Source organism: Nocardioides alpinus (genome assembly GCF_900112035.1).
GTDB lineage: Bacteria > Actinomycetota > Actinomycetes > Propionibacteriales > Nocardioidaceae > Nocardioides > Nocardioides alpinus.
Genome location: NZ_FOKC01000003.1, coordinates 96,920 through 120,555, shown reverse-complemented (window position 1 = coordinate 120,555; position 23,636 = coordinate 96,920). Strand labels below are relative to the sequence as shown.

26 protein-coding genes and 1 tRNA gene are annotated in these 23,636 nt (G+C 71.2%); 19 read left to right on the top strand and 8 right to left on the bottom strand.

Features of this window, described 5'->3' with window-relative positions; translation table 11 throughout:
* The first annotated feature begins 1 nt into the window (after position 1).
* The 3 genes from glgP to BM127_RS22210 all read left to right on the top strand — a co-directional run bounded on the left by glgP (position 2) and on the right by BM127_RS22210 (position 3,626).
* Positions 2-2,584 (top strand): alpha-glucan family phosphorylase, encoded by a 2,583-nt coding sequence (glgP, locus tag BM127_RS08365; protein WP_091197263.1) that lies wholly within the window; start codon positions 2-4, stop codon positions 2,582-2,584.
* Between the two features lie 114 nt (positions 2,585-2,698).
* Positions 2,699-3,289: a hypothetical protein gene (locus tag BM127_RS08360; protein ID WP_139227692.1), complete on the top strand. Its 591-nt coding sequence runs from the start codon at positions 2,699-2,701 to the stop codon at positions 3,287-3,289.
* Positions 3,290-3,302: 13 nt separating this feature from the next.
* Positions 3,303-3,626, top strand: coding sequence for a hypothetical protein (locus BM127_RS22210; RefSeq protein WP_091197258.1), 324 nt, complete (start codon positions 3,303-3,305; stop codon positions 3,624-3,626).
* A 6-nt stretch (positions 3,627-3,632) separates the two neighbouring features.
* Here the strand turns inward: BM127_RS22210 and BM127_RS08350 are convergent, their stop codons facing one another.
* Positions 3,633-4,001, bottom strand: coding sequence for a hypothetical protein (locus BM127_RS08350; RefSeq protein WP_091197255.1), 369 nt, complete (start codon positions 3,999-4,001; stop codon positions 3,633-3,635).
* A 98-nt stretch (positions 4,002-4,099) separates the two neighbouring features.
* Here BM127_RS08350 and BM127_RS08345 point away from each other — a divergent pair, with 98 nt between their 5' ends.
* A complete protein-coding gene (locus BM127_RS08345) occupies positions 4,100-5,008 on the top strand; it encodes a helix-turn-helix transcriptional regulator (RefSeq protein ID WP_091197253.1) in 909 nt (302 codons plus the stop codon).
* Between the two features lie 11 nt (positions 5,009-5,019).
* On the opposite strand, the gene glgX is transcribed toward BM127_RS08345, so the two are convergent.
* Positions 5,020-7,194, bottom strand: a complete 2,175-nt coding sequence (gene glgX / locus BM127_RS08340; RefSeq protein ID WP_091197250.1) for a glycogen debranching protein GlgX — start codon at positions 7,192-7,194, stop codon at positions 5,020-5,022.
* A 68-nt stretch (positions 7,195-7,262) separates the two neighbouring features.
* On the opposite strand from glgX, the gene BM127_RS08335 reads away from it, so the two are divergent.
* The 5 genes from BM127_RS08335 to BM127_RS08315 all read left to right on the top strand — a co-directional run bounded on the left by BM127_RS08335 (position 7,263) and on the right by BM127_RS08315 (position 10,944).
* Positions 7,263-8,039 (top strand): enoyl-CoA hydratase/isomerase family protein, encoded by a 777-nt coding sequence (locus BM127_RS08335; protein WP_091197248.1) that lies wholly within the window; start codon positions 7,263-7,265, stop codon positions 8,037-8,039.
* A 71-nt stretch (positions 8,040-8,110) separates the two neighbouring features.
* A complete protein-coding gene (locus BM127_RS08330) occupies positions 8,111-8,389 on the top strand; it encodes a hypothetical protein (RefSeq protein ID WP_231263332.1) in 279 nt (92 codons plus the stop codon).
* Positions 8,390-8,393: 4 nt separating this feature from the next.
* On the top strand, positions 8,394-9,035 hold the full coding sequence (locus BM127_RS08325) for an Ig-like domain-containing protein (protein ID WP_091197240.1): 642 nt from the start codon (positions 8,394-8,396) through the stop codon (positions 9,033-9,035).
* Between the two features lie 148 nt (positions 9,036-9,183).
* Positions 9,184-9,966: an electron transfer flavoprotein subunit beta/FixA family protein gene (locus tag BM127_RS08320; protein ID WP_231263331.1), complete on the top strand. Its 783-nt coding sequence runs from the start codon at positions 9,184-9,186 to the stop codon at positions 9,964-9,966.
* Between the two features lie 24 nt (positions 9,967-9,990).
* On the top strand, positions 9,991-10,944 hold the full coding sequence (locus BM127_RS08315) for an electron transfer flavoprotein subunit alpha/FixB family protein (RefSeq protein WP_091197236.1): 954 nt from the start codon (positions 9,991-9,993) through the stop codon (positions 10,942-10,944).
* Between the two features lie 57 nt (positions 10,945-11,001).
* On the opposite strand, the gene BM127_RS08310 is transcribed toward BM127_RS08315, so the two are convergent.
* On the bottom strand, positions 11,002-12,540 hold the full coding sequence (locus BM127_RS08310) for a hypothetical protein (protein WP_101228842.1): 1,539 nt from the start codon (positions 12,538-12,540) through the stop codon (positions 11,002-11,004).
* Positions 12,541-12,578: 38 nt separating this feature from the next.
* Between BM127_RS08310 and BM127_RS08305 the strand changes: the two genes are divergently transcribed.
* The 9 genes from BM127_RS08305 to BM127_RS08270 all read left to right on the top strand — a co-directional run bounded on the left by BM127_RS08305 (position 12,579) and on the right by BM127_RS08270 (position 18,979).
* Entirely contained in the window at positions 12,579-13,835 is a 1,257-nt protein-coding gene (locus BM127_RS08305; protein ID WP_091197232.1) for a glutamate-5-semialdehyde dehydrogenase, read from the top strand.
* Positions 13,836-13,854: 19 nt separating this feature from the next.
* Positions 13,855-14,007 carry a hypothetical protein gene (locus tag BM127_RS22205; RefSeq protein ID WP_175507357.1) on the top strand — a complete coding sequence of 51 codons (153 nt, stop codon included), beginning with the start codon at positions 13,855-13,857 and terminating at the stop codon, positions 14,005-14,007.
* A 13-nt stretch (positions 14,008-14,020) separates the two neighbouring features.
* Entirely contained in the window at positions 14,021-14,674 is a 654-nt protein-coding gene (gene nadD / locus BM127_RS08300) for a nicotinate-nucleotide adenylyltransferase (RefSeq protein ID WP_269800884.1), read from the top strand.
* Entirely contained in the window at positions 14,671-15,030 is a 360-nt protein-coding gene (rsfS, locus tag BM127_RS08295; RefSeq protein WP_091197227.1) for a ribosome silencing factor, read from the top strand. The genes nadD and rsfS overlap by 4 nt, the downstream gene beginning before the upstream one ends.
* Positions 15,027-15,650 (top strand): histidine phosphatase family protein, encoded by a 624-nt coding sequence (locus BM127_RS08290; RefSeq protein WP_157829549.1) that lies wholly within the window; start codon positions 15,027-15,029, stop codon positions 15,648-15,650. Before rsfS ends, BM127_RS08290 begins: the two co-directional genes overlap by 4 nt.
* Entirely contained in the window at positions 15,647-16,117 is a 471-nt protein-coding gene (locus BM127_RS08285; protein ID WP_198554264.1) for a DUF4112 domain-containing protein, read from the top strand. The genes BM127_RS08290 and BM127_RS08285 overlap by 4 nt, the downstream gene beginning before the upstream one ends.
* 54 nt (positions 16,118-16,171) lie before the next feature.
* Positions 16,172-16,247 (top strand) — tRNA-Ala (locus BM127_RS08280).
* A gap of 93 nt (positions 16,248-16,340) precedes the next feature.
* Positions 16,341-17,570 (top strand): ornithine--oxo-acid transaminase, encoded by a 1,230-nt coding sequence (gene rocD, locus BM127_RS08275; RefSeq protein WP_091197947.1) that lies wholly within the window; start codon positions 16,341-16,343, stop codon positions 17,568-17,570.
* 11 nt (positions 17,571-17,581) lie between these two features.
* Complete coding sequence (locus tag BM127_RS08270; RefSeq protein WP_175507356.1) at positions 17,582-18,979, top strand: DUF6226 family protein; 1,398 nt, start codon at positions 17,582-17,584, stop codon at positions 18,977-18,979.
* Here the strand turns inward: BM127_RS08270 and BM127_RS08265 are convergent.
* From BM127_RS08265 to BM127_RS08250, 4 genes are all read right to left on the bottom strand, one after another.
* A complete protein-coding gene (locus BM127_RS08265; RefSeq protein ID WP_091197220.1) occupies positions 18,976-19,257 on the bottom strand; it encodes an ankyrin repeat domain-containing protein in 282 nt (93 codons plus the stop codon). The genes BM127_RS08270 and BM127_RS08265 overlap by 4 nt on opposite strands.
* A gap of 71 nt (positions 19,258-19,328) precedes the next feature.
* Entirely contained in the window at positions 19,329-20,090 is a 762-nt protein-coding gene (locus BM127_RS08260) for an SDR family NAD(P)-dependent oxidoreductase (protein WP_091197218.1), read from the bottom strand.
* A gap of 83 nt (positions 20,091-20,173) precedes the next feature.
* Positions 20,174-21,445, bottom strand: a complete 1,272-nt coding sequence (locus BM127_RS08255; protein ID WP_231263330.1) for an MFS transporter — start codon at positions 21,443-21,445, stop codon at positions 20,174-20,176.
* Positions 21,433-21,999: an ArsR/SmtB family transcription factor gene (locus BM127_RS08250; protein WP_198554265.1), complete on the bottom strand. Its 567-nt coding sequence runs from the start codon at positions 21,997-21,999 to the stop codon at positions 21,433-21,435. The genes BM127_RS08255 and BM127_RS08250 overlap by 13 nt, the downstream gene beginning before the upstream one ends.
* A gap of 200 nt (positions 22,000-22,199) precedes the next feature.
* On the opposite strand from BM127_RS08250, the gene BM127_RS08245 reads away from it, so the two are divergent.
* Complete coding sequence (locus BM127_RS08245; protein ID WP_091197216.1) at positions 22,200-22,700, top strand: DUF4870 domain-containing protein; 501 nt, start codon at positions 22,200-22,202, stop codon at positions 22,698-22,700.
* A gap of 7 nt (positions 22,701-22,707) precedes the next feature.
* Here the strand turns inward: BM127_RS08245 and BM127_RS08240 are convergent, their stop codons facing one another.
* Positions 22,708-23,511 carry a hypothetical protein gene (locus BM127_RS08240; RefSeq protein WP_091197213.1) on the bottom strand — a complete coding sequence of 268 codons (804 nt, stop codon included), beginning with the start codon at positions 23,509-23,511 and terminating at the stop codon, positions 22,708-22,710.
* Between the last annotated feature and the right edge of the window lie 125 nt (positions 23,512-23,636).

Sequence of the window (23,636 nt, the reverse complement as noted above, 5' to 3'; positions counted from 1 at the left end):
CGTGCGAGCGTTCAGACGATTCACCGTCCGCCCTGTCCTCCCCGAGCCGCTGGGAGCCCTGGCCGTCCTGGCCGGCAACCTGCGCTGGTCGTGGCACCCGCCGACGCAGGATGTGTTCTCCAGCATCGATGCGCAGGTCTGGCACGACGTGGCCGGTGACCCGGTCAGGTTCCTCGGCGCCGTCGGTCGCGAGCGGCTCGACGCCCTCGTGGACGACGCCGACTTCCGCGCTCGGCTCGACGCCGCGCACGACGACCTCCAGCGCTACCTCACCGAGGACCGCTGGTACGCCCGCAAGGCCGGTGACGACGCGCCGCGCGCCATCGCCTACTTCTCCTCCGAGTTCGGCATCGCCGCCGTGCTCCCGCAGTACTCCGGCGGTCTCGGCATCCTGGCCGGGGACCACCTCAAGGCGTCCTCCGACCTGGGCATCCCGCTGGTCGGCGTCGGCCTGTTCTACCGCCACGGCTACTTCAAGCAGGCGCTGGACCGCGACGGCTGGCAGCAGGAGAGCTACCCCGTCCTCGACCCCGACGAGCTCCCCCTGACCCAGCTCCGCGAGGCCGACGGCAGCCGCGCCACGGTGTCGATCGCGCTCCCCGACGGTCCGGACCTGGTGGCGCGCATCCTCGTCGCGCAGGTCGGCCGGGTGCCGCTGCTGCTGCTCGACACCGACATCGAGGAGAACAGCGCCCACTACCGCGACGTCACCGACCGCCTCTACGGCGGCAACTCCGAGCACCGGCTGCGCCAGGAGCTCCTGCTCGGCATCGGCGGCGTCCGCGCGCTGCGCGTGTGGTCACGCATCACCGGCGCACCGGCCCCGGAGGTCTTCCACGCCAACGAGGGCCACGCCGGCTTCCTCGGCATCGAGCGGATCCGCGAGCTCACCGTCAGCGACGACGGGCCGCACCTCGACTTCGACACCGCGCTCGAGGTCTCCCGCGCCGGCACCGTCTTCACCACGCACACGCCCGTGCCGGCCGGCATCGACCGCTTTCCCCGCGAGCTGGTGTCCCAGTACTTCGGTGGCAGCTCGCCGACCCCGGGCGTGCCGGTCGACCGGGTGCTGTCGCTCGGCGCCGAGGACTACGACGGCGGCGACGCCGGCGTCTTCAACATGGCCGTCATGGGCTTCCGGCTGGCGCAGCGCGCCAACGGTGTCTCGCAGCTGCACGGCCACGTCTCGCGTGGGATGTTCAACGGCCTGTGGCCGGCCTTCGACGAGGCCGAGGTGCCGATCACGTCGATCACCAACGGCGTCCACGGCCCGAGCTGGATCGCCCGCGAGGTCATCGAGCTCGCCGCCAGCCGCGGCGCCGACATCGAAGGCGACGACACCGACGCGCTGTGGCCCCTGGTCGACCAGTTCGGCGACCGCGAGATCTGGGACCTCAAGCGCACCCTGCGCACCCGCTTCATCGAGGACGCCCGCGACCGGATGCGTCGCTCCGCAGCCAAGCGGGGCTTCGCTCCCGCCGAGCGCACGTGGATCGACACCGCCCTCGACCCCGACGTGCTGACGATCGGCTTCGCGCGTCGTGTGCCGACGTACAAGCGGCTCACCCTGATGCTGCGCGACCCGGCCCGCCTCAAGAAGCTGCTCCTCGACCCCGAGCGCCCGATCCAGCTGGTCATCGCCGGCAAGGCGCACCCGGCCGACGAGACCGGCAAGCGGCTCATCCAGGAGATGGTGCGCTTCGCCGACGACCCGGAGATCCGCCACCGCATCGCGTTCCTGCCCAACTACGACATCGCCATGGCGCAGCCGCTCTACCCCGGTTGCGACGTGTGGCTCAACAACCCGCTGCGCCCCTACGAGGCGTGCGGCACGTCGGGCATGAAGGCCGCGCTCAACGGCGGTCTCAACCTGTCGATCCTCGACGGCTGGTGGGACGAGTGGTACGACGGCAACAACGGCTGGGCGATCCCGTCGGCCGACGGCATCGACGACACCGACCGCCGCGACGACCTCGAGGCCAACGCGCTCTACGACCTGCTCGAGACCGACGTCGTGCCGCGCTTCTACGAGCTCAACGACGAGGGTGTCCCGCCGCGCTGGCTGGAGATGGTGCGCCACACCCTGAAGTCGCTCGGGCCGAAGGTGCTCGCCACCCGCCAGGTACGTGACTACGTCCGCGAGCTGTACGCCCCGGCGGCGCACACCGCGCGCTCGCTCAACTCCGACTACGCCGGCGCGCACGAGCTGTCGGCGTGGAAGCAGTCGGTCCGCGCCGCGTGGCCGGGCGTCCGGGTCGAGCACATCGACTCCGAGGGCGTCGGCGACCAGGCCGAGGTCGGCGCCACGCTGGCCGTCCGCGCCTGGGTGGCGCTCGGCTCGCTCTCGGCCGACGACGTCGAGGTCCAGGTCGTGCACGGCCGGATCGGCGCGGACGACGAGCTCACCGCCACCGCGGTCACGCCGATGCTGGTGGGGGAGTCGTACGACGGCAACCGGCACCGCTTCGACGCGGCGGTCCCGCTCCGGGTCTCCGGGCCCTTCGGCTACACGGTCCGGGTCGTCCCGCGCAACGAGGCGCTCGCGTCCGTGGCCGAGCTGGGGCTGGTCTCGGAACCCGCCTAGCCGCAGCTGTCGGGCCGGCTCGCGACGGGGCGTCGCAACGGGGTGCCCGAGGGCCGGCGTGGATCTCCCCCAAACTCGCGAGACGTAGTGCGCCGGACGCCCTACTGTCGGCCCATGAAGATCCGTTCGCACGTCGTTGCGCTCGCCCTGCTGGGATCAGTGGTGGCAGCGGCCCCACCAACTTCGGGGGCCGTGGCGCCGGATGCGGTGAGCGTGACCGACCGAGCGGGTGACGTGCGCATCGCTCGCAGGGCGACGGGTCTCCCTCGTGCGCAGCGCACGTCCATCGACCTGAGGCGCGTCGACGTGGAGCCCATCGCGGACGCAGCTCGCTTCACCGTGCGCCTGCGCACGGTGCTCCGCACGCGCGCCTTCGACCAGATGGTGTTCCTGCGTCTGGTGCCGCCGGCCGGGTCGTCGGAGACCTGGAGCGGGGACATCGGCATGAGCGCGCAACGGCGGGACCTCGCCTACGCCAACTACTTCACCGACGGCAGCGGGACGAGCTACGAGGTCTGCGACCCGCTGCGGGCGCGGGTCCGCCACCGCACCGACGAGATCGTGCTCGACGTCCCGCTCCGGTGCTTGCCGGAGGGCGAGGTGCTCGTCAAGGTCCTCAGCCTCACGGGCTACTTCCGCTCCGACGCGGCCCGTCCGTGGTCACAGGACCGCGCCCGGTTCCCCGCGCCGATCGTGCTGCGCTGAGACGGATCACGACATGGTCACCGTCCCGCCCACCATCCTCGAGCCCTTCCTCGCCGCCGCCGACGAGGCGGCGCAGCAGCGCGACGACGTCGACCAGGACGTCGCCCGGGAGCTGATGGAGGAGGCGGCCACCATGCTCCACAACAGCCTCGCGCTGGATGATCTCGACGAGCACGACCTCGCAGTCGTGGTGGCCGGTCTCAGCCGGGCGCTGGTAGCGCCCGATCCCACGGAGGCCGTACGCGCGCTCCCGGACGCGGTCTCGGACCAGGACGTGCACGACCCGGCGGGGGTGCAGGCGGCCTACGTCGTCGCGGCGTCGGTGCTGCAGCTCTGAGGAACCTCAGCCGAAGGTCAGCCAGAGCCCGATGGCGGTCGGGACGACTCCCAGCAGCAACCAGGGAGACGGGATCCGCCTGCCGTGGATGGCGAGGCCGGTCGCGACCGCGATCGCGCCGAAGACGCCGGCGATGACGTTGAGGCCGATCCTCGAGCTGTCGGGCGCGTCGTCGAGCAGCACCGCGGCGACGACCAGGCCGACGACGAGGTGGCAGATCGTGGTCACCGCGAGCACGGACATGACCCACTTCTGCACCCGGGCGAGGTCACGGGCGTCCTTCTCCGGGTCCTGGACGACCCGACGGGGCGCGTTCATGTCGAGGAGGTGGCCGCGGCCCTTCTCCTGACGACGGGACGGAACGCTGCTGGCCATGGGGCCATTGTCGCAGGTCAGCCGGGGCGTCGTCACGTCGGGCAGACTGCGCAAGTGCGATCAAGCGCGACACCCGGAGCGCGGGCAAGGTGGTGGGCATGACGACAGCGGCCGACACCTTCGCTGCCTTCCTCGACGCCCTCTCCGGGACGCTCGAGCTGGGCAGCGAGGAGCGCGCCAGATGCCTCCACCTGTCCCGCTTCCACCTCGACCGGGTGGTGTCGGCGACCGGGGGCGAGCCGCCGGAGCGGATGCGCCGCCGCCTGCTGCTCGAGCGGGCGGCCTACCGCCTCGCGACCGGTGACCAGCCGGTGGTGGACGTCGCGTTCGAGGCCGGGTTCGGCTCGCACGAGGCCTTCACCAGGGCGTTCGCCCGGGAGTACGGCGCGCCTCCGAGCCGCTGGCGTCAGCACCCGACCCGCACCCGGATCGAGGGGCCGAGCGGCGTGCACTTCCACCCACCCGGCAGCCTGCGGCTGCCGACCCGACGACAGGTGACCCCGATGGACCTCATGACACGGATGATCGAGCACCACGTGTGGCTGACCGGCGAGATGCTCGAGCGGGCCGAGCGACTCGACGACGAGCAGCTCGACGCCCCGATCGAGGTGCCGATCGGCACCATCGACGACGACATGAGCATCCGGTCGGTGCTCGGCCGGCTGGTCGGGCAGCTTGCCCAGTGGAACGCCGCCGCGTCCCAGCGTCCCTACGACTGGGACCAGGAGCGCGGGAAGTCGATCAGTACGCTGCGTCGCGAGCTGGCCGAGGAGGGGCCGGCCTTCCTCGCCCAGGTGCGTACGACGGTCGAGGAGGGCCGCCTCGACGACACCTTCCTCGACGTCACCTGCGACCCGCCGCGCGTCTTCACCTACGGCGGGATGATCGCGCACGTGCTGACCTTTGCGGCCGTACGACGGCTCGTGGTGCTGGGTGCCTACGAGACCCTGGGGATCACCGACCTCGACGCCGGTGACCCGGCGCAGTGGGTGGCCGAACCGGCCTGAGCCGAGCAGGTCTAGGTCTGCCGCAGCACCAGCACCGAGTGGGCCTGCAGCTCCATCGAGCTGCCGGCCACCACCGGCGTGCCGATGGCGATCTCGGCGTTGGTCGAGAGCGCCACCTCGCCGTGGTGGACCCACTGGTTCTCGGGGAACGTCAGCGTGACGTCGTCGCTGCCGGCGTTGAGCCAGATCATGAAGGACTTGTCGCGGATCTGCTCACCACGCGGTCCGGGATAGCGCAGCGGGGCGCCGTTGAGGAACATCCCGACGGTCCGGCGGTCGTCGTCGTTCCAGTCGGCGGTCTCCATCTCGCGGCCGTCGGGGTGGATCCACACCAGGTCCTTGATGCCGCCCCTGATGGTCGGTCGCCCCTCGAACCAGTGCCGCTGGCGCAGCACGGGGTGCTCGCGACGCAGCCGGAGGGCGGTCTTGGTGATGTCGTAGACGTCGAGCCAGGCATCCTCGGGCCGCCAGTCGATCCAGGAGATCTCGTTGTCCTGGCCGTAGGCGTTGTTGTTGCCGCCCTGGGTGCGCCCGCGCTCGTCACCGGCGGTCAGCATCGGCACACCGCTGGAGAAGCACAGCGTCGCCATCAGGTTGGCGGCCTGGCGACGCCGCATCGCGACGACCTCGGCGTCGTCGGTCTCACCCTCGACCCCGCAGTTCCAGGACCGGTTGTTGTCGGTGCCGTCGCGGTTGTCCTCACCGTTGGCCTCGTTGTGCTTGCCGTTGTAGGACACGAGGTCGCGCAGGGTGAAGCCGTCGTGCGCGGTGACGAAGTTGACCGACGCATAGGGGGAGCGGCCGTCGTCGGCGTAGAGGTCGCTCGAGCCCGCGAGCCGTGTGGCGACCGTGCGTACGCCCTGCGAGTGGCCGCGCCAGAAGTCGCGGACGGTGTCGCGGAACTGGTCGTTCCACTCGACCCACGGCGGCGGGAACTGGCCCACCTTGTAGCCGTCCATCGAGGCGTCCCACGGCTCGGCGACGAGCTTGACGTGCCGCAGCACCGGGTCCTGCCCGATCGCGGTGAGGAGGTGGCTGCCCATGTCGACGACCTGGTCGGTGCGGGTGAGGGCGCTCATCAGGTCGAACCGGAAGCCGTCGACGTGCATCTCGGTGACCCAGTAGCGCAGCGAGTCCAGGATCATCCGCAGGCTCTGGGTGTGCGTCGCGTCGACGGTGTTGCCGCACCCGCTGACGTCCCAGTAGGTGTCGGCCATCGGGATGTCGTCGGGCTTCTTGACGGGCGGGTGGACCACGCGCTGGTAGTAGCCGCGGTCGTCGAGGCCGCGGAAGCTCAGCGTCGGGCCCAGTGGTCCGGCCTCGGCGGTGTGGTTGTAGACGACGTCGAGGATGACCTCGAGGCCGGCCTCGTGGAACGCCTTGACCATCTGCTTGAACTCGGTGACCTGCTGGCCGCGGTCGCCGGAGGCGCTGTAGGCGTTGTGCGGGGCGAAGAAGCCCAGCGAGTTGTAGCCCCAGTAGTTCACCAGGTCGCGCTCGGCGAGGGCGGGCTCGGAGAAGAACTGGTGGATCGGCAGCAGCTCCACGGCGGTGATGCCGAGGTCGCGCAGGTAGTCGATGACGGCAGGCGTGGCGAGGCCGGCGTACGTCCCGCGCAGCTCCTCGGGCACCCGGTCGTGCAGCTGGGTCATGCCCTTGACGTGCATCTCGTAGATGACCGTGTCGCGCCACCGGCGGCGCGGCGAGGTGTCCGCTCCCCACTGGAAGTCGTCGTAGACCACGACGCTGCGCGGGACGTAGGGCGCGGAGTCGAGGTCGCTCGCCTTCTCGGGCTCGCCCACGGCGTAGCCGAAGATCGCGTCGTCGACCACGAGCGAGCCGGAGACCGCCTTGCCGTAGGGGTCGAGCAGCAGCTTCTCGGCGTTGAAGCGCATGCCGGCGGCAGGGTCCCAGGGGCCGTGGGCGCGGTAGCCGTAGCGGGTGCCGGGTGACACGTCGGGCAGCGCGCCGTGCCAGACGCCCAGCGAGTGCTCGGTGAGCTGGTGGCGCACCTCGACGTCGTCGTCGTCGAAGAGGCAGACCCACACCTCCTCGGCGCTGGGCGCGTAGACGGCGAAGTTCGTGGCGTCCTTGTGCCAGGTCGCTCCGAGGGGGTAGTTGCGCCCCGGCCAGACCGTCATCGTCTCGCCGTCGTGGTGCCAGGTTCCGGGGGTCACGGGAGCCATTGTGGTGGAGATCCGGGGTCACGGCAGAATGCGCCCACGACACGCACCCACACCGATGAGGAGCCACCATGGAGTTCGTCTCGATCGACGTGACCGACGGGGTCGCGGTCCTGCGGCTCGACCGGCCCAGGATGAATGCGATCAGCATCCAGGTCCAGGCCGACCTCCGGGAGGCGGCCGCGGAGCTCGGCGAGCGCGACGACGTACGGGCCGTGGTGCTGTGGGGCGGCGAGCGCGTCTTCGCCGCCGGCAACGACGTCAGGGAGATGGCCGACCTCACCTACTCCGACATGGTGAAGGTCTCCACCTCCGTCAGCTCCGCGACCACGGCGATCGCCCGGATCCCCAAGCCGGTGATCGCCGCGGTCAACGGGTACGCCCTGGGCGGGGGCTGCGAGCTGGCGCTCTGCGCCGACCTGCGCTTCGCCGCCGAGGACGCGGTCTTCGGCCAGCCCGAGGTGCTCCTCGGCATCATCCCCGGCGCCGGCGGCACCCAGCGCCTGACCCGCCTGGTGGGCACGGCGAAGGCCAAGGACATCATCTTCACCGGTCGCTTCGTCAAGGCCGACGAAGCGCTGCGGATCGGGATGGTGGACCGGGTCGTCCCCGCCGAGAAGGTGCTCGAGGAGGCCGTGGCCTACGCCTCGCAGTTCAGCAACGCTGCCGCGCTCGCCATCCGGGCCGCCAAGGAGTGCATCGACCGGGGCAGCGAGGTCGACCTCGACACCGGTCTGGAGATCGAGCGCCAGCAGTTCGCCGGAGTCTTTGCCACCGAGGACCGTACCCGCGGCATCACCTCGTTCGTTGAGAACGGACCGGGCAAGGCCACATTCGTGGGACGGTGACCCGGCCGCAGCGACAACTGATCACGTGACTGAAGGAGACAAGACCAGTGGCAACGAAGATCCGGGTGAGGGTGGCTCAGCTCCTGTGGTTGGTGTGCGCCTTCGCCGCACTGCTGCTGGCGGTGGGCGCGCTGCTCATCGCCCTGGACGCCAACCAGAAGAACGACCTCGTCGACTTCGTCCTGCGTGGCGCCGACTTCGTCGACCTGGGTGTCTTCTCCCGCCAGGACGGCATCAAGCAGTTCCGCGGCCAGGGGGCCGAGGTCAAGAACGCCCTGTTCAACTGGGGTCTCGGCGCGATCGCATGGCTGGTCGTGGGCCGGGTCCTCGACCGGATCGTGAAGCCCTGATCCGATGCTCGCACCGCTGACCGTCCTTGCCGCCGCGATGGTGCCTGCCGTCGCGCTCGCAGGTTCCTCGACCACGACCGTCGCGCTCAGCGCGCCCGAGTCCGCCTACGGCCAGAGCGTGACCGCGACGGCGACGGTGGCCGCGAGCTCCGGGGCCGCCGAGGGCGACGTCGTCTTCTCCGTCGACGGGCTGGCCAGGAAGGTCAACCTCGGTGCCAACGGGACCGCCACGCTGGTCCTGCCCAGGGCCACGGTCGGCGAGCACTCGATCTCGGCGACGTACGTCCCGTTCCCCGCGAGCGACCAGGGGAGCGCCTCGCCCATTCAACGCTGGGTGGTCTCGCAGGTCCGGACCCGGCTCCAGGTGCGGGTGATCGGCCGGGGTGCGCGGATCCCGACCTCGGTGCAGGTGAGTGCGTCCGGCGAGTACGGCACGCGGCCGACCGGTCGGGTGAAGGTCGTCGTGCGCCGGATCGGCACCCGCGACAGCACGCGCGTGGTCACCCGCCTGAGCACCACGGGGGGCGCCCTGGCCGCGCTCGGACGCCTCGACCAGGGCCACTACCGGCTGGCGGTGACGTACGTCGGTGACTCCCAGCACCTGCGGGAGACCAGCTCCGGGACGTTCTACGTCCGGCGCCGCTGAGCGTGCCGCACGACCGTGACAGTGTCACTGTGAGCGACCCCACCCCGATCGCCATTCCTTGTCGCGTGAGGGACTTGTAGCCTCACCAGCACATCCGACTGCACAGGAGGGGCCGCGAGGCCACACCACCATGAACATTGTTGTCTGTGTGAAGTACGTGCCGGACGCCACGGCCGATCGCAAGTTCGAGGACGACTTCACCGTCGACCGCGTCGGCGTCGACGGCCTGTTGTCCGAGCTCGACGAGTACGCCGTCGAGCAGGCCCTGCAGTTCCGTGAGAAGCGCGAGGGCGAGGAGATCACGGTCACCGCGCTGACCGTGGGTCCCGAGAAGGCCGTCGACGCAGTGCGCAAGTCGCTGCAGATGGGCGCCGACTCCGGCGTCCACGTCCTTGACGACGCCATCGCGGGCTCCGACTACATCGCGACCTCGCTGGTGCTGGCGAAGGCGATCGAGAAGATCAAGGCCGATGCCGGGGTGGACCTGGTGATCTGCGGGATGGCGTCGACCGACGCGTCCGGCTCCGTGGTCCCCGCGATGCTGGCCGAGCGCCTCGGCATGCCGCAGGTGACGTTGGCGTCGGTGATCGAGTCGCAGGGCGACCAGGTCCGGATCAAGCGCGACAACGAGGGCTCGACCGAGGTCATCGGCGCGACGCTCCCGATCGTGCTGAGCGTGACCGACCAGTCGGGCGAGGCCCGCTACCCGTCGTTCAAGGGCATCATGGCGGCGAAGAAGAAGCCGCTGGAAACCTACTCGCTGGCCGACCTGGGCGTCGACTCCGGCGAGGTCGGCCTGGCCGTCGCGTGGTCGCAGGTTGAGGACACCACCGAGCGTCCGCCGCGCACCGCCGGCGAGATCGTCACCGACGAGGACGGCTCGGGCGCCGGCGCGCTGGTCGACTTCCTCGCGTCCAAGAAGTTCATCTGAGCACCGGGAAAGAGGAGCGAGCACATGTCTGAAGTCCTGGTAGTCATCGACCACGTCGACGGCGAGGTCAAGAAGCCCACCTATGAGCTGCTGACGATCGCGAAGCGCATCGGCGAGCCGTCGGCCGTGTTCTTCGGCTCGCCCGAGCAGGGCGACGCGGTGGCCGAGAAGGTCAAGAAGTACGGCGCGGCCAAGGTCTACGTGATCGACGACGCGCAGATCAAGGGATTCCTCGTGGCACCCAAGGCCGAGGCCCTGCAGCAGCTCGCCGAGAAGAGCAGCCCGGCGGCGATCCTGCTCCCGTCGTCGTTCGAGAACAAGGAGGTCGCCGGTCGCCTGGCGATCAAGCTGGGCTCGGGCCTGATCACCGACGCCGTCGACGTGCAGGAGGGTGGTGTGACCACCCAGTCGGTCTTCGCCGGCAACTACACAGTCCAGGCCAAGGTCACCCAGGGCACGCCGATCATCACGGTCAAGCCCAACTCGGCCGCCCCTGAGGAGTCCGAGGGAGCCGGCACGGTCGAGGCGTTCGCCGCGACCATCTCCGACGTCGCCAAGACCGCACAGATCGTGGCCACCCAGCCGCGTCAGTCGACTGGTCGCCCCGAGCTGACCGAGGCCGCGATCGTGGTCTCCGGCGGTCGTGGCACCGGCGGCAACTTCGAGCCCGTCGAGGGCTTCGCCGACTCGATCGGTGCCGCCGTGGGTGCCTCGCGTGCCGCGGTCGACTCGGGCTGGATGCCGCACGCGTTCCAGGTCGGCCAGACCGGCAAGACGGTCTCGCCGCAGCTCTACGTCGCCAACGGCATCTCCGGTGCGATCCAGCACCGCGCCGGCATGCAGACGTCGAAGACGATCGTCGCGGTCAACAAGGACCCCGAGGCCCCGATCTTCGAGCTCGTCGACTTCGGCGTCGTGGGCGACCTCCACACCGTGCTGCCCGCCGCGACCGAGAAGGTCAAGGAGCGCAAGGGCTGACCCCAGCCCCCCGTACGCACGACGGCCCGGCAGCCCTGCTGCCGGGCCGTCGGCGCGTCACCAGCGCTCGTGCCGGGTCGTCCACTCGCCGGCACGCTCGACGATCCGCACCGTGTAGCCCTGGTCCCGACGGCCAAAGACGTCGAAGGCGTCCTGCTGGACCCATGACGTCTGAGCGAAGCGGCAGTCGCGGGGCGGTGTCGGCAGCGAGGTCCGGCCCAGGCGGGTCCATCCCTGACCTGACGAGTGCTGGAGCACCGTCGGCCAGCCCCGGCTCCGCCCTGCCGACGTCAGTCGCACCGCACCGGCCGGACCGTCGGGCACGACCATGTCGCATCGGTCGGCGACGCCGCCGGGAAGGGCGAGGACGCCCAGCTCGCGCGAGATGATGTAGGTCGTGCTGCGAGCGGGGATGGCCACGTACTGCCCGTCGGCGGAGAGGCCGCGGGGATTCCGGCTTCCCCGGACGACCTGCCAGGTGCTCCCGTCGTTCGTGGTGAGGGTGACCCGTCGACCGTGGTCACCGCACCTGAGGTCGGCCACCAGCACACCGAGCGACTCGGCGGTCCAGGTGTCGTCCCAGTAGCAGCGCTCGCGGGTGCGGAGGACGGTGACGGGCGTGGCCCAGGTCTGTGTCGAGGGGTCGTAGGACTGGGCCATCACGGAGCGCCTGTCGGTGGAGCCGAGGGCGAACAGGGGCAGTCCTGGTGCGGTGAAGAAGGTGCGGTCGAGCGCCCGCCAGGTCTGGTAGAGCCCCGGAGCGGTCGCTGGCGCGATCGCTGTCAGCCCCCATGGTGAGGACGCGTCGGCCCGGGAGACGACGGCACGCTGCGCGGGGGAGGACGGGTCGCCGTACCAGACGGTGTCGCTGTCCACGTTGGCGAGCGCGACGTCCGAGCACCCGCCGGCGACCTGCAGCTCCTGCCGGGCCGGCGTGGCGTCACCGGTCCGTGTCTGCACGACCAGCCGGCACCGACGGCCGAGCTGCGCGAAGTAGAGGTACGACACCCGGGCGTCGTCGTCGATGGTCGCCGTGACGGTGTACTCCTGGCCGTCGGTGTCGAGGTCGTGCTCGGTGAAGCCGCCGGCGGTCCGGGCGGTGTAGCGGCTGTGCAGCGGCCACACGGCGTTCTGGCCGTCGGGGGAGATGCCGGGCTCCTCGTAGGCCTCGCCCTCGAGCGTGTACGACGACCAGGTGACGCCGTCCGGAGACCACAGGGCCCGCGACGAGACGGGTGCGGTGTCCTCGGAGTAGCCGTAGCGGTCGCAGAACGCGATGGCGGCCACGGCGCCGTTCGACGTACGCGCGTCGACCCCGCCGCAGGAGAGGTTCTTCCTGCGTACGACCTCGAGCCGCGGCCCCCAGACGCCGGTGGCTGCGTCGAGGCGTCGGGAGAAGACGGCGCGATGGTTCTCTGCCGCCCACAGGCGCAGCAGGTCGCCGTCGGCGAGCGTGAGCTCGACGCCACCGGGGATGTCGCGCGGCATCTCGGCCGTCGGGGGAGCCGCTGCGGGCAGTGCGTGACCTCCGGTCGAGCCGGTCAGGACCGCTGCTGTCGTCGCCAGTGCGACGATCACCCCCGTGATGCGAGACATGGATCCAGCGTAGGCCGGATCGGCCTACGCTCGCCTGCATGGGCACTGCCGAGGAGGAAGCCGTCCGCGAGGTCGCCGGACGGGCCAGGACCGCGAGCCACGCGCTCGCGACGGCGACCCGGACCACCAAGGACGCCGCGCTGCACGCGATGGCCGACGCGCTCCTCGCCTCGTCGTCCGTGGTCCTCGCGGCCAACGCGGAGGACGTCGCCCGGGCCGAGGCCGCCGGCACCGCGGCCAACATCGTCGACCGCCTCCGTCTCGACGACGGCCGGCTCGAGGCGATGGCACAGGGGCTGCGTGACGTCGCCGGCCTGCCGGACCCGGTGGGCGAGGTGCTGCGCGGCAGCACGCTCGCCAATGGTCTCGAGCTGCGCCAGGTGCGGGTGCCGTTCGGGGTGGTCGCGATGATCTACGAGGCTCGCCCCAACGTGACCGCCGACGCCGCCGGCATCTGCCTCAAGGCCGGCAACGCGGTCCTCCTGCGCGGCTCGTCGAGCGCGCGCTCCAGCAACGCCGCGATCGTCGAGGCGATGCGCGGCGCACTGGTCGGCAGCGGCCTGCCGGAGGACGTCGTGCAGCTGGTGCCGGGGGAGACCCACGAGAGCGTCAGGGCGTTGATGCGCGCCCGCGGGCTGGTCGACGTGCTGATCCCGCGCGGCGGTGCGGGCCTGATCCGCAGCGTGGTCGAGGAGTCGACGGTTCCCGTGATCGAGACCGGGGTCGGCAACTGCCACGTCTACGTCGACGCGTCCGCCGACCTCGAGCAGGCGCTCGCGATCGTGCTCAACGCCAAGACCCAGCGCACCAGCGTCTGCAACGCCGCCGAGTCGCTGCTCGTGCACGAGGACGTCGCCGACGAGTTCCTCCCGATCGTGGTCGAGGCGCTGCAGGCCGCCGGTGTGCTCATCCACGGCGACAGCGCCTTCGCGGAGTACGACGACGTGGTGCCGGCGACCGACGAGGACCACGGCACCGAGTTCCTGGCGCTGGAGATCTCTGCGGCCGTCGTGCCCGACGTCGAGGGGGCGATCGCGCACATCCGCCGCTTCTCGTCCGGTCACACCGAGGCGATCCTGGCGCGGGACCAGGCCACCGTCCGCCGCTTCGTCGCGGCCGTCGACTCGGCTGCGGTCGTGGTCAACGCCTCCACCCGCTTCACCGACGGCGGCGAGTTCGGATTCGGTGCCGAGATCGGCATCTCCACGCAGAAGCTGCACGCGCGGGGGCCGATGGGTCTGCCGGAGATGACGTCCAGCAAGTACGTCGTGGTCGGCGAGGGCCACGTGCGCTGATGCCGGTAGGCTGACGCGCATGCTGAGCACCATCACCCTCTTCGCTGCCGAGTCCGCCGAGCACAGCGAGCCCGCGATCCACCCCTACTGGATCGGCGTGATCGCGCTCGGGCTGTTGATGGCGCTGCTGCTGGCAGTCGTGTCCTTCGGTGGCGGCCGCGAGCACAGCTGAGGCCGGCGACCCTGTGAGTGCCCCGGTCGCCGGGCGTCGTGTCGGTGTGATGGGTGGCACCTTCGACCCCATCCACCACGGCCACCTGGTGGCTGCCTCGGAGGTCCAGGCGTGGTTCGACCTCGACGAGGTCGTCTTCGTGCCGACGGGCGACCCCTGGCAGAAGAGCGACCGCGACGTCACCGAGGCCGAGCACCGCTACCTGATGACGGTGGTCGCCACGGCCGCCAACCCGCGCTTCAACGTGTCCCGCGTCGACATCGACCGGCACGGACCGACGTACACGATCGACACGCTCCGCGACCTCAAGGCCGAGATGCCCGACGCGGAGCTGTTCTTCATCACCGGGGCCGACGCGCTGGCCGACATCTTCACCTGGCGCGACGTCCAGGAGCTCTTCGACCTCGCGACGTTTGTGGGTTGCACGCGTCCGGGCTACACCATGGACCCGGAGACGCTGGAGAAGATCCCCTCCGACAAGGTCACCATGGTGGAGATCCCGGCGCTGGCGATCTCCTCGACCGACTGCCGCGACCGGCACCGGCGCGGCGAGCCCGTCTGGTACCTGGTGCCGGACGGGGTGGTCCAGTACATCGCGAAGCACGACCTCTACGCCTCACCTCCCAGCCCCACCGAGGGCACGAACACCAGCAAGGACACTGCATGACAGCCACCGACCACGCCCTCGAGCTCGTCGCCGTCGCGGCCCAGGCCGCGCACGACAAGAAGGCCGACCAGGTGCTGGCCTTCGACGTCAGCGAGCAGATCGCGATCACCGACGCCTTCGTGCTCGCGAGCGCCACCAACGAACGCGCCGTGGGCGCCATCGTCGACGAGGTCGAGGACAAGCTCCGCGAGGCCGGCGCCAAGCCGATCCGCCGCGAGGGGCACCGCGAGGGTCGCTGGGTGCTGCTCGACTACGGCGAGATCGTGATCCACGTGCAGCACGAGGAGGAGCGGATGTTCTACGCCCTCGAGCGGCTCTGGAGCGACTGCCCGGTGATCCCGCTCGACCTGACGTGAGCCTGCGCCGCACCCTCGTGGTGCTGCGCCACGGCCGTACGGCCTGGAACGACGCCGGTCGGGCGCAGGGGCACGCCGACATCGAGCTCGACGAGCTCGGTCACGCGCAGGCGTCGGCCGCGGCGACCGAGCTCGCCCTGCTCGCCCCGACCCGGATCTGGTGCAGCGACCTCTCCCGGGCGCGCCAGACCGCTGCGCCGCTCGCCGGGGCGACCGGGCTCGTCCCCGAGGTGGTCCCGGCGCTGCGCGAGTACGACGTGGGCAAGCGCACCGGCATGACCTTCGACGAGTTCGCGGCCGCCTTCCCCGACGAGTACGCCGCCTGGCTGGCCGGGGACGAGTCCCTGACCGTGCCGGGGGCCGAGACGACCTCCGACGTCCGGGCCCGGATCGTGCCCGCCATGCGCGCCTGCCTCGACGCCCTCGGGGCGGGGGAGACCGGCATCGTGGTGACCCACGGCGCCGCGCTGCGCGTCGGCGTCGCCGGGCTGCTCGCCTGGCCGGACGAGATCGACGAGACCCTGGCCGGGATGGACAACTGCGGCTGGCTGCGGCTGCGCGAGCACACGCGCTTCGGCCACCTCCAGCTGGCGTCGTACAACCAGTGCGCCGCCACGTGAGCGACCGCGCCCGCGAGGTCGACGTCACCATGAGCCGCCAGCTGGCGCGGGTGATGGACGACGCCGTGACCGTGCCCGGCACCCACATCGGTCTCGGCCTGGACGCCCTGATCGGGCTGATCCCCGGCATCGGGGACGCGTTCGGCAGCGCGTTGTCGAGCGTGATCGTGCGCGACGCCATCCGGGCGCGGGTGCCGATGGTGGTGCTGGCGCGGATGGGGCTGAACCTCATCATCGACGCCGTGCTGGGCCTGGTGCCCGGCCTCGGTGACCTCCTCGACGTGGCGCACCGCGCCAACCGCAAGAACCTCCGGCTGCTGATCCGGGAGATCGAGCGAGAGCCCCTGCGGGAGCCGCCGACACCGGTCTACGTCGCCGGCGCGGTGGCCCTGATGGCGATCCCCGTGCTGGCCGGGCTGGCCGTCGCGGTGCTCGGATTCTGGCTCCTGGTGCGCTGGCTGACGTGACCCCGGACCCCGATTTCACCTCGCCCCACCTGTCGGCTAAAGTTCTCGGCTGTTGGGGGTGTGGCGCAGCTGGTAGCGCATCTGCATGGCATGCAGAGGGTCAGGGGTTCGAGTCCCCTCACCTCCACCAACACCGAAGAGGCCGGACCCGCTGGGTCCGGCCTCTTCTGCGTCCCGGCCCCTGGACTCGGCGTTCCCGAGTTGTCGGTGGCACCATGTGTCCATGACCGCGACCGACCTCACCACCAGCACCGCCACTGCGGCCCACATCGAGACCACCGAGCGCTACGCCGCGCACAACTACCACCCCCTTCCGGTGGTGCTCGCCGAGGGCGACGGCGCGTGGGTCATCGACGTGGACGGCCGCCGCTTCCTCGACTGCCTGGCGGGCTACTCCGCGCTCAACTTCGGTCATTCCAACGAGCGCCTGGTGGCCGTCGCGCGTGAGCAGCTGGGGCGCCTGACGCTGACCAGCCGCGCCTTCTACAACGACCAGCTCGGCGACTTCGCCGAGGCGCTGTGCCGCCTGACCGGCAAGGACATGATCCTGCCGATGAACTCCGGCGCGGAGGCCGTCGAGACCGCGATCAAGGTCAGCCGCAAGTGGGGCTACGAGGTCAAGGGCGTCCCGGCCGGCCAGGCCTCGATCGTCACCATGGAGGGCAACTTCCACGGCCGTACGACCACCATCGTGAGCTTCTCCGACGACGAGGTCGCCACCTCCGGCTACGCGCCCTTCACGTCCGGCTTCCGGCGTGCCGCCTACGGCGACATCGACGCGGTCGCCGCGGCCATCGACGACACCACCGTCGCGGTCCTCTTCGAGCCGATCCAGGGTGAGGGCGGGGTCGTGATGCCGCCCGAGGGCTTCCTGCGCGACCTGCGTGCCCTCTGCACGGAGCGCAACGTGCTGATGGTGGCCGACGAGATCCAGTCCGGCCTGGCGCGCTCGGGCAAGACCTTCGCGTGCGACCACGAGGACGTCGTCCCCGACATCTACATCATGGGCAAGGCTCTCGGCGGCGGCATCTACCCCGTCTCCGCCATCGCCGCGGACCACGCGATCATGGACGTCATCACGCCCGGCTCGCACGGCTCGACGTTCGGCGGCAACCCGCTGGCTGCCGCGATCGGCACCGAGGTCGTCGCGATGCTCGAGGAGGGCACCTTCCAGGCTCGCGCCGTCGAGATCGGCGCGCTGATCGAGGCGGGCTTCCGTCCCCTCGTCGGCCAGGGACTGCTCGGCGTACGCGTGCGCGGAGCGTGGGCCGGCATCGACATCGACCCTGCCCTCATGACCGGTCGGCAGATGTCGGAGCGCCTGATGGACCGCGGCATCCTCGCCAAGGACACCCACGGCTCGACCGTCCGCTTCGCGCCGCCGCTGGTCGCCAGCGACGACGACATCGCCGGGCTCGTCACCGCCGTCACCGAGATCCTCGCCGCGGGCTGAGCCACACGCAGGTGAGCGCCCGCTTCGACCACCTCGTCATCGCCGTCGAGGACCTCGACGAGGCGGCGTCCCGGTGGGGAGCGGCCGGCCTGCCCGCGTCCCGCGGCGGTGCGCACCCCGTCGGCACGGAGAACGTGCTCGTCCGCGGCCCGAGCCCGGCGTACGTCGAGCTGATCGCCGCCGGCTCGGGGGAGTCCAATCCGTGGCTCGACCGGGTCCGCTCGGCCCCCGGCCCGATCTCGTGGGCGATCGCGGTCGACGACCTCGACGCGGCTCGGACGGCGCTGGTGGCGGCCGGCTTCGACCCTGACCCGCCGGTGCCCGGCTCGCGCCGCACACCCGACGGCGACCTGCTCGAGTGGCGGGTCTGCGACGTCGGATCCGGGCCGTACGACGGCGCCCTGCCGTTCCTCATCGAGTGGACGGCGCCGATGGGACCGGGACCTGCGGACGGTCCGGTCGTCGAGCACGTCAGCCTCACCCCGCCGGACCCCGAGCCGCTGGCCGACCTCCTGCTGGCCCTGGGGTTCGTGCCGTCCGAGCACTGGCCGCGCCGGATGTTCCACTCGGCGCAGGGACCGGCGATCTCGCTGCTGCCGGTGGGGACGCCAACTGTGGGCGAGCCGGGTGCGTCGTGGTTCATGTCCTGGGAGGACGGCGGGGACGAGCCGGCGGTCTCGCTCACGCTCGCCGTCCCCGGCGGGGAGCTCACCGGCCACCCGCTGGACGGGGTCGCCGTGTCGACCCGGCCGGACCGTCGTCGGTTCGCCGCTGCCGCGCTCCTGCCGGCGGTGGACGAGGCCTTCGCCCGGCTGCGGGGCGACCTCGCCGACTGGCCCGACCCGCACCCGGGCGGGCGCCGTCCTGCGGAGGACGAGTACTCCCGGGTGACCGATCCGTCCCGCTACCGGTTGCTCGGGGTGCGCGCCGACGCGTGGGTGGACGTGCTGACCTCCACCGGCCTCGGGGTCGCCGAGACCGTCGACCCGGCAGCCGCCACCTGGCTGGGCGAGCACGTGCTGACGCCGTCGCGCGTCACGCTCGTCCGCGGCCGGGAGGGCACCCAGCCGGTCGTCGTCGCCCGGTGCCCGTCGAGCGAGGCCGCGGAGGCCTTCGTGCAGGTCGGCGTCGGTGAGCCCACCGAGGTTCTCGATCGGCAGCCCGACTGCGGTTGCGATGCCTGCGACACGGGCTCGGCCGATCTCCTGGAGACGGTCGACACCGCGTTCGTCCTGGCCCTGTCCGGGGGCGTGTACGCAGTGCGGGAGGGCGACCAGGTGGTCAGGCGGACGCTCGACGGCTGGGGGAGCAGCGGCAGGTTCGCCCGCGGCGAGCAGGCGGCCTGGCTCGCCGAGGCGGCGGAGGGCCGGCGTACGGCCGGGGTCGTGCGCGGGGAGGCCTGGCTCTAGGCGAGCCGCTCGACCACGCGGCCGAGGCCGGCGGCGCGAGCCGCCTCCAGCGGTGTCGTCCCTTCGAGTGGGGACCGCAGGGTCCTCGACGCGCCGCGCTCGAGCAGCAGCAGCGCCACGTCCTCGCGACCCTCCTCGATCGCAGCCACGAGTGCCGTGGACTGGAGCTCGGCGTGGATGAAGTCGACGTCCACCCCGGCATCGAGGTGGTGCTCGACCAGGCTCACGTCGCCGGCGCAGGCGGCGGCGAAGAACGCCTTGTAGTCACCGTGCGACATCGCCGTCGGCCTCCCGATGGTGGAGCAGGGGGACGGTAGGTCCGTCCGGGCACTCCACTGTCGCCACCACCTCAGGCGATGGTCAGTCCGCCGTCGACCGGGATCATCTGCCCGGTGACGTAGCCGGCGGCGTCGGAGGCCAGCCACACCGCAGTTGCCGCGAGCTCGCGGGGGTTGCCGGTGCGGCCGGACGGCACGCGCTGCATCGCCAGGTCGAGGTAGCCGTCGGGGTAGGTCTCGGTCATCTCCGAGGCGAAGAAGCCCGGAGCCAGCGCGTTGACCCGGATGCCCTTGCGACCCGTCCACTGCTGGGCGAGGTCGCGGGTGAGGCCACCGAGACCGGCCTTGGAGGCGGAGTACGCCGCCTGGGGCAGGCCGCCGGTGGTGATGCCGAGGATCGAGGAGATGTTGATGATGCTGGATCCGGGCTGCATCACCCGGCCGCAGGCCTGGGCCATCCAGTAGCAGCCGTTGAGGTTGACGTCGACGACCGAGCGGAACTGCTCGGGCGTCTCCCGGGTGGCGGGTACGGCGGTGCCGATGCCGGCGTTGTTGACCAGCACGTCGACCCGGCCGAAGGTCGCCATCGCCTCGTCGACGAGCCGCTGGCACTGGTCGGGGTCGGCCACGTCGGTCTGCACCGTGTGCACGCGGCGGCCGATGGAGCGTACGGAGTCGGCGACCCGCTCCAGCCTGTCGACGCGGCGCGCGCCGAGCACCACGTCCGCGCCGGCCTCGGCGAAGCAGTGGGCGAACGCGACGCCGAGGCCGCTCGAGGCGCCGGTGACGATGACGACCTTGTCGTCGAGACGGAAGAGGTCCATGACGGTCATGGCCCGACCTTACGGCCGCTCACTGCGGACCGGACCCGGGGGAGCGGTGATCCAGCCACAGTCCGGGCAGCGGGGAGTGTGGCTCAGCCACCGCTCGGGGCGGGTTCCTCGGCGACCGGCTCCCGCACGTCGACCGGGGCGCGCGGCAGGGTGCGTACGGACCGCGAGCAGAGCACGAGTGCCACGACTGCGACGTACGCCACGGCGGAGGCGATCAGGACGGGACGGAAGCCGAACGCCACCGCCAACGGCCCGTACGCGAGCTGCCCGATCGGGATCGCCACGAACGATCCGAGGGCGTCGTAGGAGTAGGCCCGCGAGAGCATCCGGTCCTCGATGTTCTCCTGCATGGCGAGGTTCCATCCCATGCCGAACACCTCGGTGCCGGCACCAGCCACGAAGGCCGCCACGACCAGGCCGACCAGGTGGGGCGAGACCCCGAGGATCAGCATCGGCGGTGCCATCATCAGCACGCCGAGCATCCCGAGCAGCAGCGGGCGCTCGAGGCGGACCCTGAGCAGGACGACAGTCGTGATGAGCAGTCCCGCTGCCTCCGCGGACAGGACCAGGCCCCAGCCCTGCCGACCGATCGTGTCGTCCGCGATCGCGGGGCCGAGGGTGAACCAGGCCCCGGCGTGGATGAGGTTGAGCACACCGAAGCCGACGACGACGGTCCACAACCACGGAGTCGCCCAGAAGAAGCTCCAACCCTCGCGCAGCTCACGCATCGTGTCGGCAGGCTCACCCGCGGACTCCTTGGGCGGGATCGTCACCGGCATCAGGAGCAGGGCAGCCAGGAGCCACGTGCCGGCATCGACGGCCAGCGCCCACCCCGAGCCCACCGTGACGACCAGCAGCGCACCGGCGGTGGGGCCGAGCACCATCATCCCGTTGCGCGTCAGGGAGATCAGTGCGTTGGCCGGCTGGAGATCCGAACGGGGCACGAGCTGGGGGAGCACGCTCGCCATCGCCGGGAACCCGATGCCGGACACGGCACCGTGGACGATGCTCAGCACCACGAGCATCCAGATCTCGGCGTGTCCTGCCAGCACCAGCACGGCGATCGCGCCCTGGCTCAGTGCCGACGCGACGTTCGAGAACTGCAGCACCAGCGTGCGGGGGAACCGGTCGGCGATGACGCCGCCGTAGAGCAGCAGCGCGACCATCGGGATCGTGTGGGCAGCCAGCACCTGGCCGAGCGCCGTGGGGGAGTCGGTGATGTCGAGGACCGCGAAGGCCAGCGCGATGCTCGCCATCATGTTGCCGAGCGTGTTGACGAAGCGCGAGGAGAAGTACCACGCGAAGTTGCGGTTGCGCAGGGGTGCGAGCGCGCCGGACCAGGTCACGGCCGCCACCGCGCATCCTCACCGGTGAGCCCACCGGACATCGTGAACGCGTTGCTCGTCGCGCTGATGTGCACCGTGTCGGGAGTCCCAGCCGGGCGGGCCTCGGCGTGCAGGAGGTGCGAGGCCTCGTGCATGAGGTCCAGCGCGCGGCGCCAGACGTCGAGTGGCACCCAGGCCTCGAGGTCGCTCGACGAGCCGCCGCCCCGCGCTGCGTCACGCAGCCGCCGCTCGATCTCGAGCGCGTTGGCGCGGGCGTGGGCGATCCGGTCGTCGACCGCGCTCGTACGGTCGGCGACCTCGCGCGAGGCGTCGTACCGGTAGCGCTTGGCCACCCCGCCGCGGATCTTCTCCTCGCTGTCCACGACGAGCTCGCCGACGTCGTGGAGCACCCGCAGGTGGTAGGACGCATTGGCGTGGGTGAGGTCCAGCGCACGGGCCACCTCGGCCGCACTCATCGCCTCGGCGGTCAGCAGCGACATGATGCGCAGCCGTACGGGGTGCGCGCTGGCCCGCAGCCGTGCCACCGCATCGTCGTCGGTCCCGGTCGTCGCATCCACGCTCACCCTCCAAGAGTGCTTGGGGAGTGAGTGTGCCCGGCGGTCGGGCCGACTGTCAAACACTTCTTGGGCAGTGGGGGAGCAGGCGTCCCGGATCGACCCCTGACCCGACCCTGACTCCACCCCGGGACGGGATGAAACCCCGCTCGCGGAGTGGTTGAGTGGGTGTCAGCACAGGGCACCCGGCCCGCCGAGGAGTGAGTGAGATGTCCGACCAGTTCCCGCAGTACCCGCAGGACCCGCAGCAGACGCAGGCGCACCAGCAGGCCTACGGCCAGCAGCCCCACACCCCAGCGCCGCAGACCGCCTACCAGGCCCAGCCGCCGACGATCTCGGCCGAGGACGAGCGCACGTGGGGAGCGATCAGCCACGCCGGCGCCGTCATCGCGATGATCTGCTCGGCCGGGTTCCTCGGCTTCGTCGCCTCGGTCGCGGTCTACATGATCTACAAGGACCGCGGTCCGTTCGTCCGTGCCCACGCCGCGAACTCGATCAACATCCAGATCACCATGTTCATCTGGCTGGTCGTGCTCGGCATCCTCACCATCCCGGTGGCGCTGCTGACGCTGGGCATCGGCCTCGTCGTGATGCTGCCGGCACTCGCCGCCGCGTTCGTCGTCGCAGGCGTCCTGCACGTGATCGGTACGGTCAAGGCCTACAACGGCGAGTGGTGGAACCCGCCCTTCACGCCCAGGTTCGTGAAGTGACGCTGCGTCAGGTGAGCTGAGCCAGGACCTCGTCCTGCCACGCGAACGCTGCTCGCGACCGGACCGTCAGCAGCTCGTGCGGGGACGACGTCGCCCGAGCAGCAGAGCCGGCCGGCCCGGGCAGCAGTGCCTCCACCCGCTCGGCCATCCCGGCCGGCAGGTCGGTGCGCAGGTAGCGCAACCCGAAGTCGTGGCGCGCGGGGCAGTGCTGGATCCGCAGCAGCCGCACCAGCGGCTCGACCGCGAGGCGCAGGTGCAGTGCGGTCGCCTCGGCCTGGTCCCCACGCGCGATCGCCCGCTCCACCAGCCAGGCCGCCGTCTGGCGCCGCGCCACCGCCTGCTGCACGGCCTGGTCCCGCTGGGCCTGCATCTGCGCCTCGTCGTCGTCCTCGAGCAGGAGGAGGCCATTCGGGTCGTGCAGGACCATCGGCGTGCCGTGGCGACGGGTGTCCATGGTGAGCCGCTCGGGGGTGGTCTGGACGACCACGTCGACCAGTCGGGTCGGCCGGGACAGGTCGGCGGCGTCGGGCTGCAGGTGGATGAAGCACTGCCGACCGGTGGGCCAGGTCGCCTCCGGCAGCTCCCAGACGTGGTCGACGTCGAGCGCCGCGCGCACCAGCGCCAGCACGGCGTCGTACGTCGTCGCGGCGTCGCCGCTGCACCAGGCCTCGACGTCGAGGTCGGAGTGCTCGTCCCACCCGCCGGTGACCGCCGAGCCGTTCACCACGACGACCTGCAGCGCCGGGACGTGGTGGGGGAGCGCGGCCAGCAGCCGAAGGACGTCGTCGTACCTGCTCAGGTCAGCAGCCATGGAAGCGAGTATGATGCACACGTGCACCAGGACCTCCTTCTTCCTCAGCCGCGTTGATCGCCTCTCCCACCCACGGAGACCGACGCGCGGCTACCCCTCCATGTGAGGGGTTTTTTCATGCCAAC

Excerpts from the sequence above, each read along its gene's own strand:
- BM127_RS08360 (WP_139227692.1), top strand. The coding sequence starts at position 2,699 with ATGAAGATCCGTTCGCACGTCGTTGCGCTCGCCCTGCTGGGATCAGTG.
- BM127_RS22210 (WP_091197258.1), top strand. The coding sequence starts at position 3,303 with ATGGTCACCGTCCCGCCCACCATCCTCGAGCCCTTCCTCGCCGCCGCC.
- BM127_RS08350 (WP_091197255.1), bottom strand. The coding sequence starts at position 4,001 with ATGGCCAGCAGCGTTCCGTCCCGTCGTCAGGAGAAGGGCCGCGGCCAC.
- BM127_RS08345 (WP_091197253.1), top strand. The coding sequence starts at position 4,100 with ATGACGACAGCGGCCGACACCTTCGCTGCCTTCCTCGACGCCCTCTCC.
- glgX (WP_091197250.1), bottom strand. The coding sequence starts at position 7,194 with ATGGCTCCCGTGACCCCCGGAACCTGGCACCACGACGGCGAGACGATG.
- BM127_RS08335 (WP_091197248.1), top strand. The coding sequence starts at position 7,263 with ATGGAGTTCGTCTCGATCGACGTGACCGACGGGGTCGCGGTCCTGCGG.
- BM127_RS08325 (WP_091197240.1), top strand. The coding sequence starts at position 8,394 with ATGCTCGCACCGCTGACCGTCCTTGCCGCCGCGATGGTGCCTGCCGTC.
- BM127_RS08315 (WP_091197236.1), top strand. The coding sequence starts at position 9,991 with ATGTCTGAAGTCCTGGTAGTCATCGACCACGTCGACGGCGAGGTCAAG.
- BM127_RS08310 (WP_101228842.1), bottom strand. The coding sequence starts at position 12,540 with ATGTCTCGCATCACGGGGGTGATCGTCGCACTGGCGACGACAGCAGCG.
- BM127_RS08305 (WP_091197232.1), top strand. The coding sequence starts at position 12,579 with ATGGGCACTGCCGAGGAGGAAGCCGTCCGCGAGGTCGCCGGACGGGCC.
- BM127_RS22205 (WP_175507357.1), top strand. The coding sequence starts at position 13,855 with ATGCTGAGCACCATCACCCTCTTCGCTGCCGAGTCCGCCGAGCACAGC.
- rsfS (WP_091197227.1), top strand. The coding sequence starts at position 14,671 with ATGACAGCCACCGACCACGCCCTCGAGCTCGTCGCCGTCGCGGCCCAG.
- rocD (WP_091197947.1), top strand. The coding sequence starts at position 16,341 with ATGACCGCGACCGACCTCACCACCAGCACCGCCACTGCGGCCCACATC.
- BM127_RS08265 (WP_091197220.1), bottom strand. The coding sequence starts at position 19,257 with ATGTCGCACGGTGACTACAAGGCGTTCTTCGCCGCCGCCTGCGCCGGC.
- BM127_RS08260 (WP_091197218.1), bottom strand. The coding sequence starts at position 20,090 with ATGACCGTCATGGACCTCTTCCGTCTCGACGACAAGGTCGTCATCGTC.
- BM127_RS08245 (WP_091197216.1), top strand. The coding sequence starts at position 22,200 with ATGTCCGACCAGTTCCCGCAGTACCCGCAGGACCCGCAGCAGACGCAG.
- BM127_RS08240 (WP_091197213.1), bottom strand. The coding sequence starts at position 23,511 with ATGGCTGCTGACCTGAGCAGGTACGACGACGTCCTTCGGCTGCTGGCC.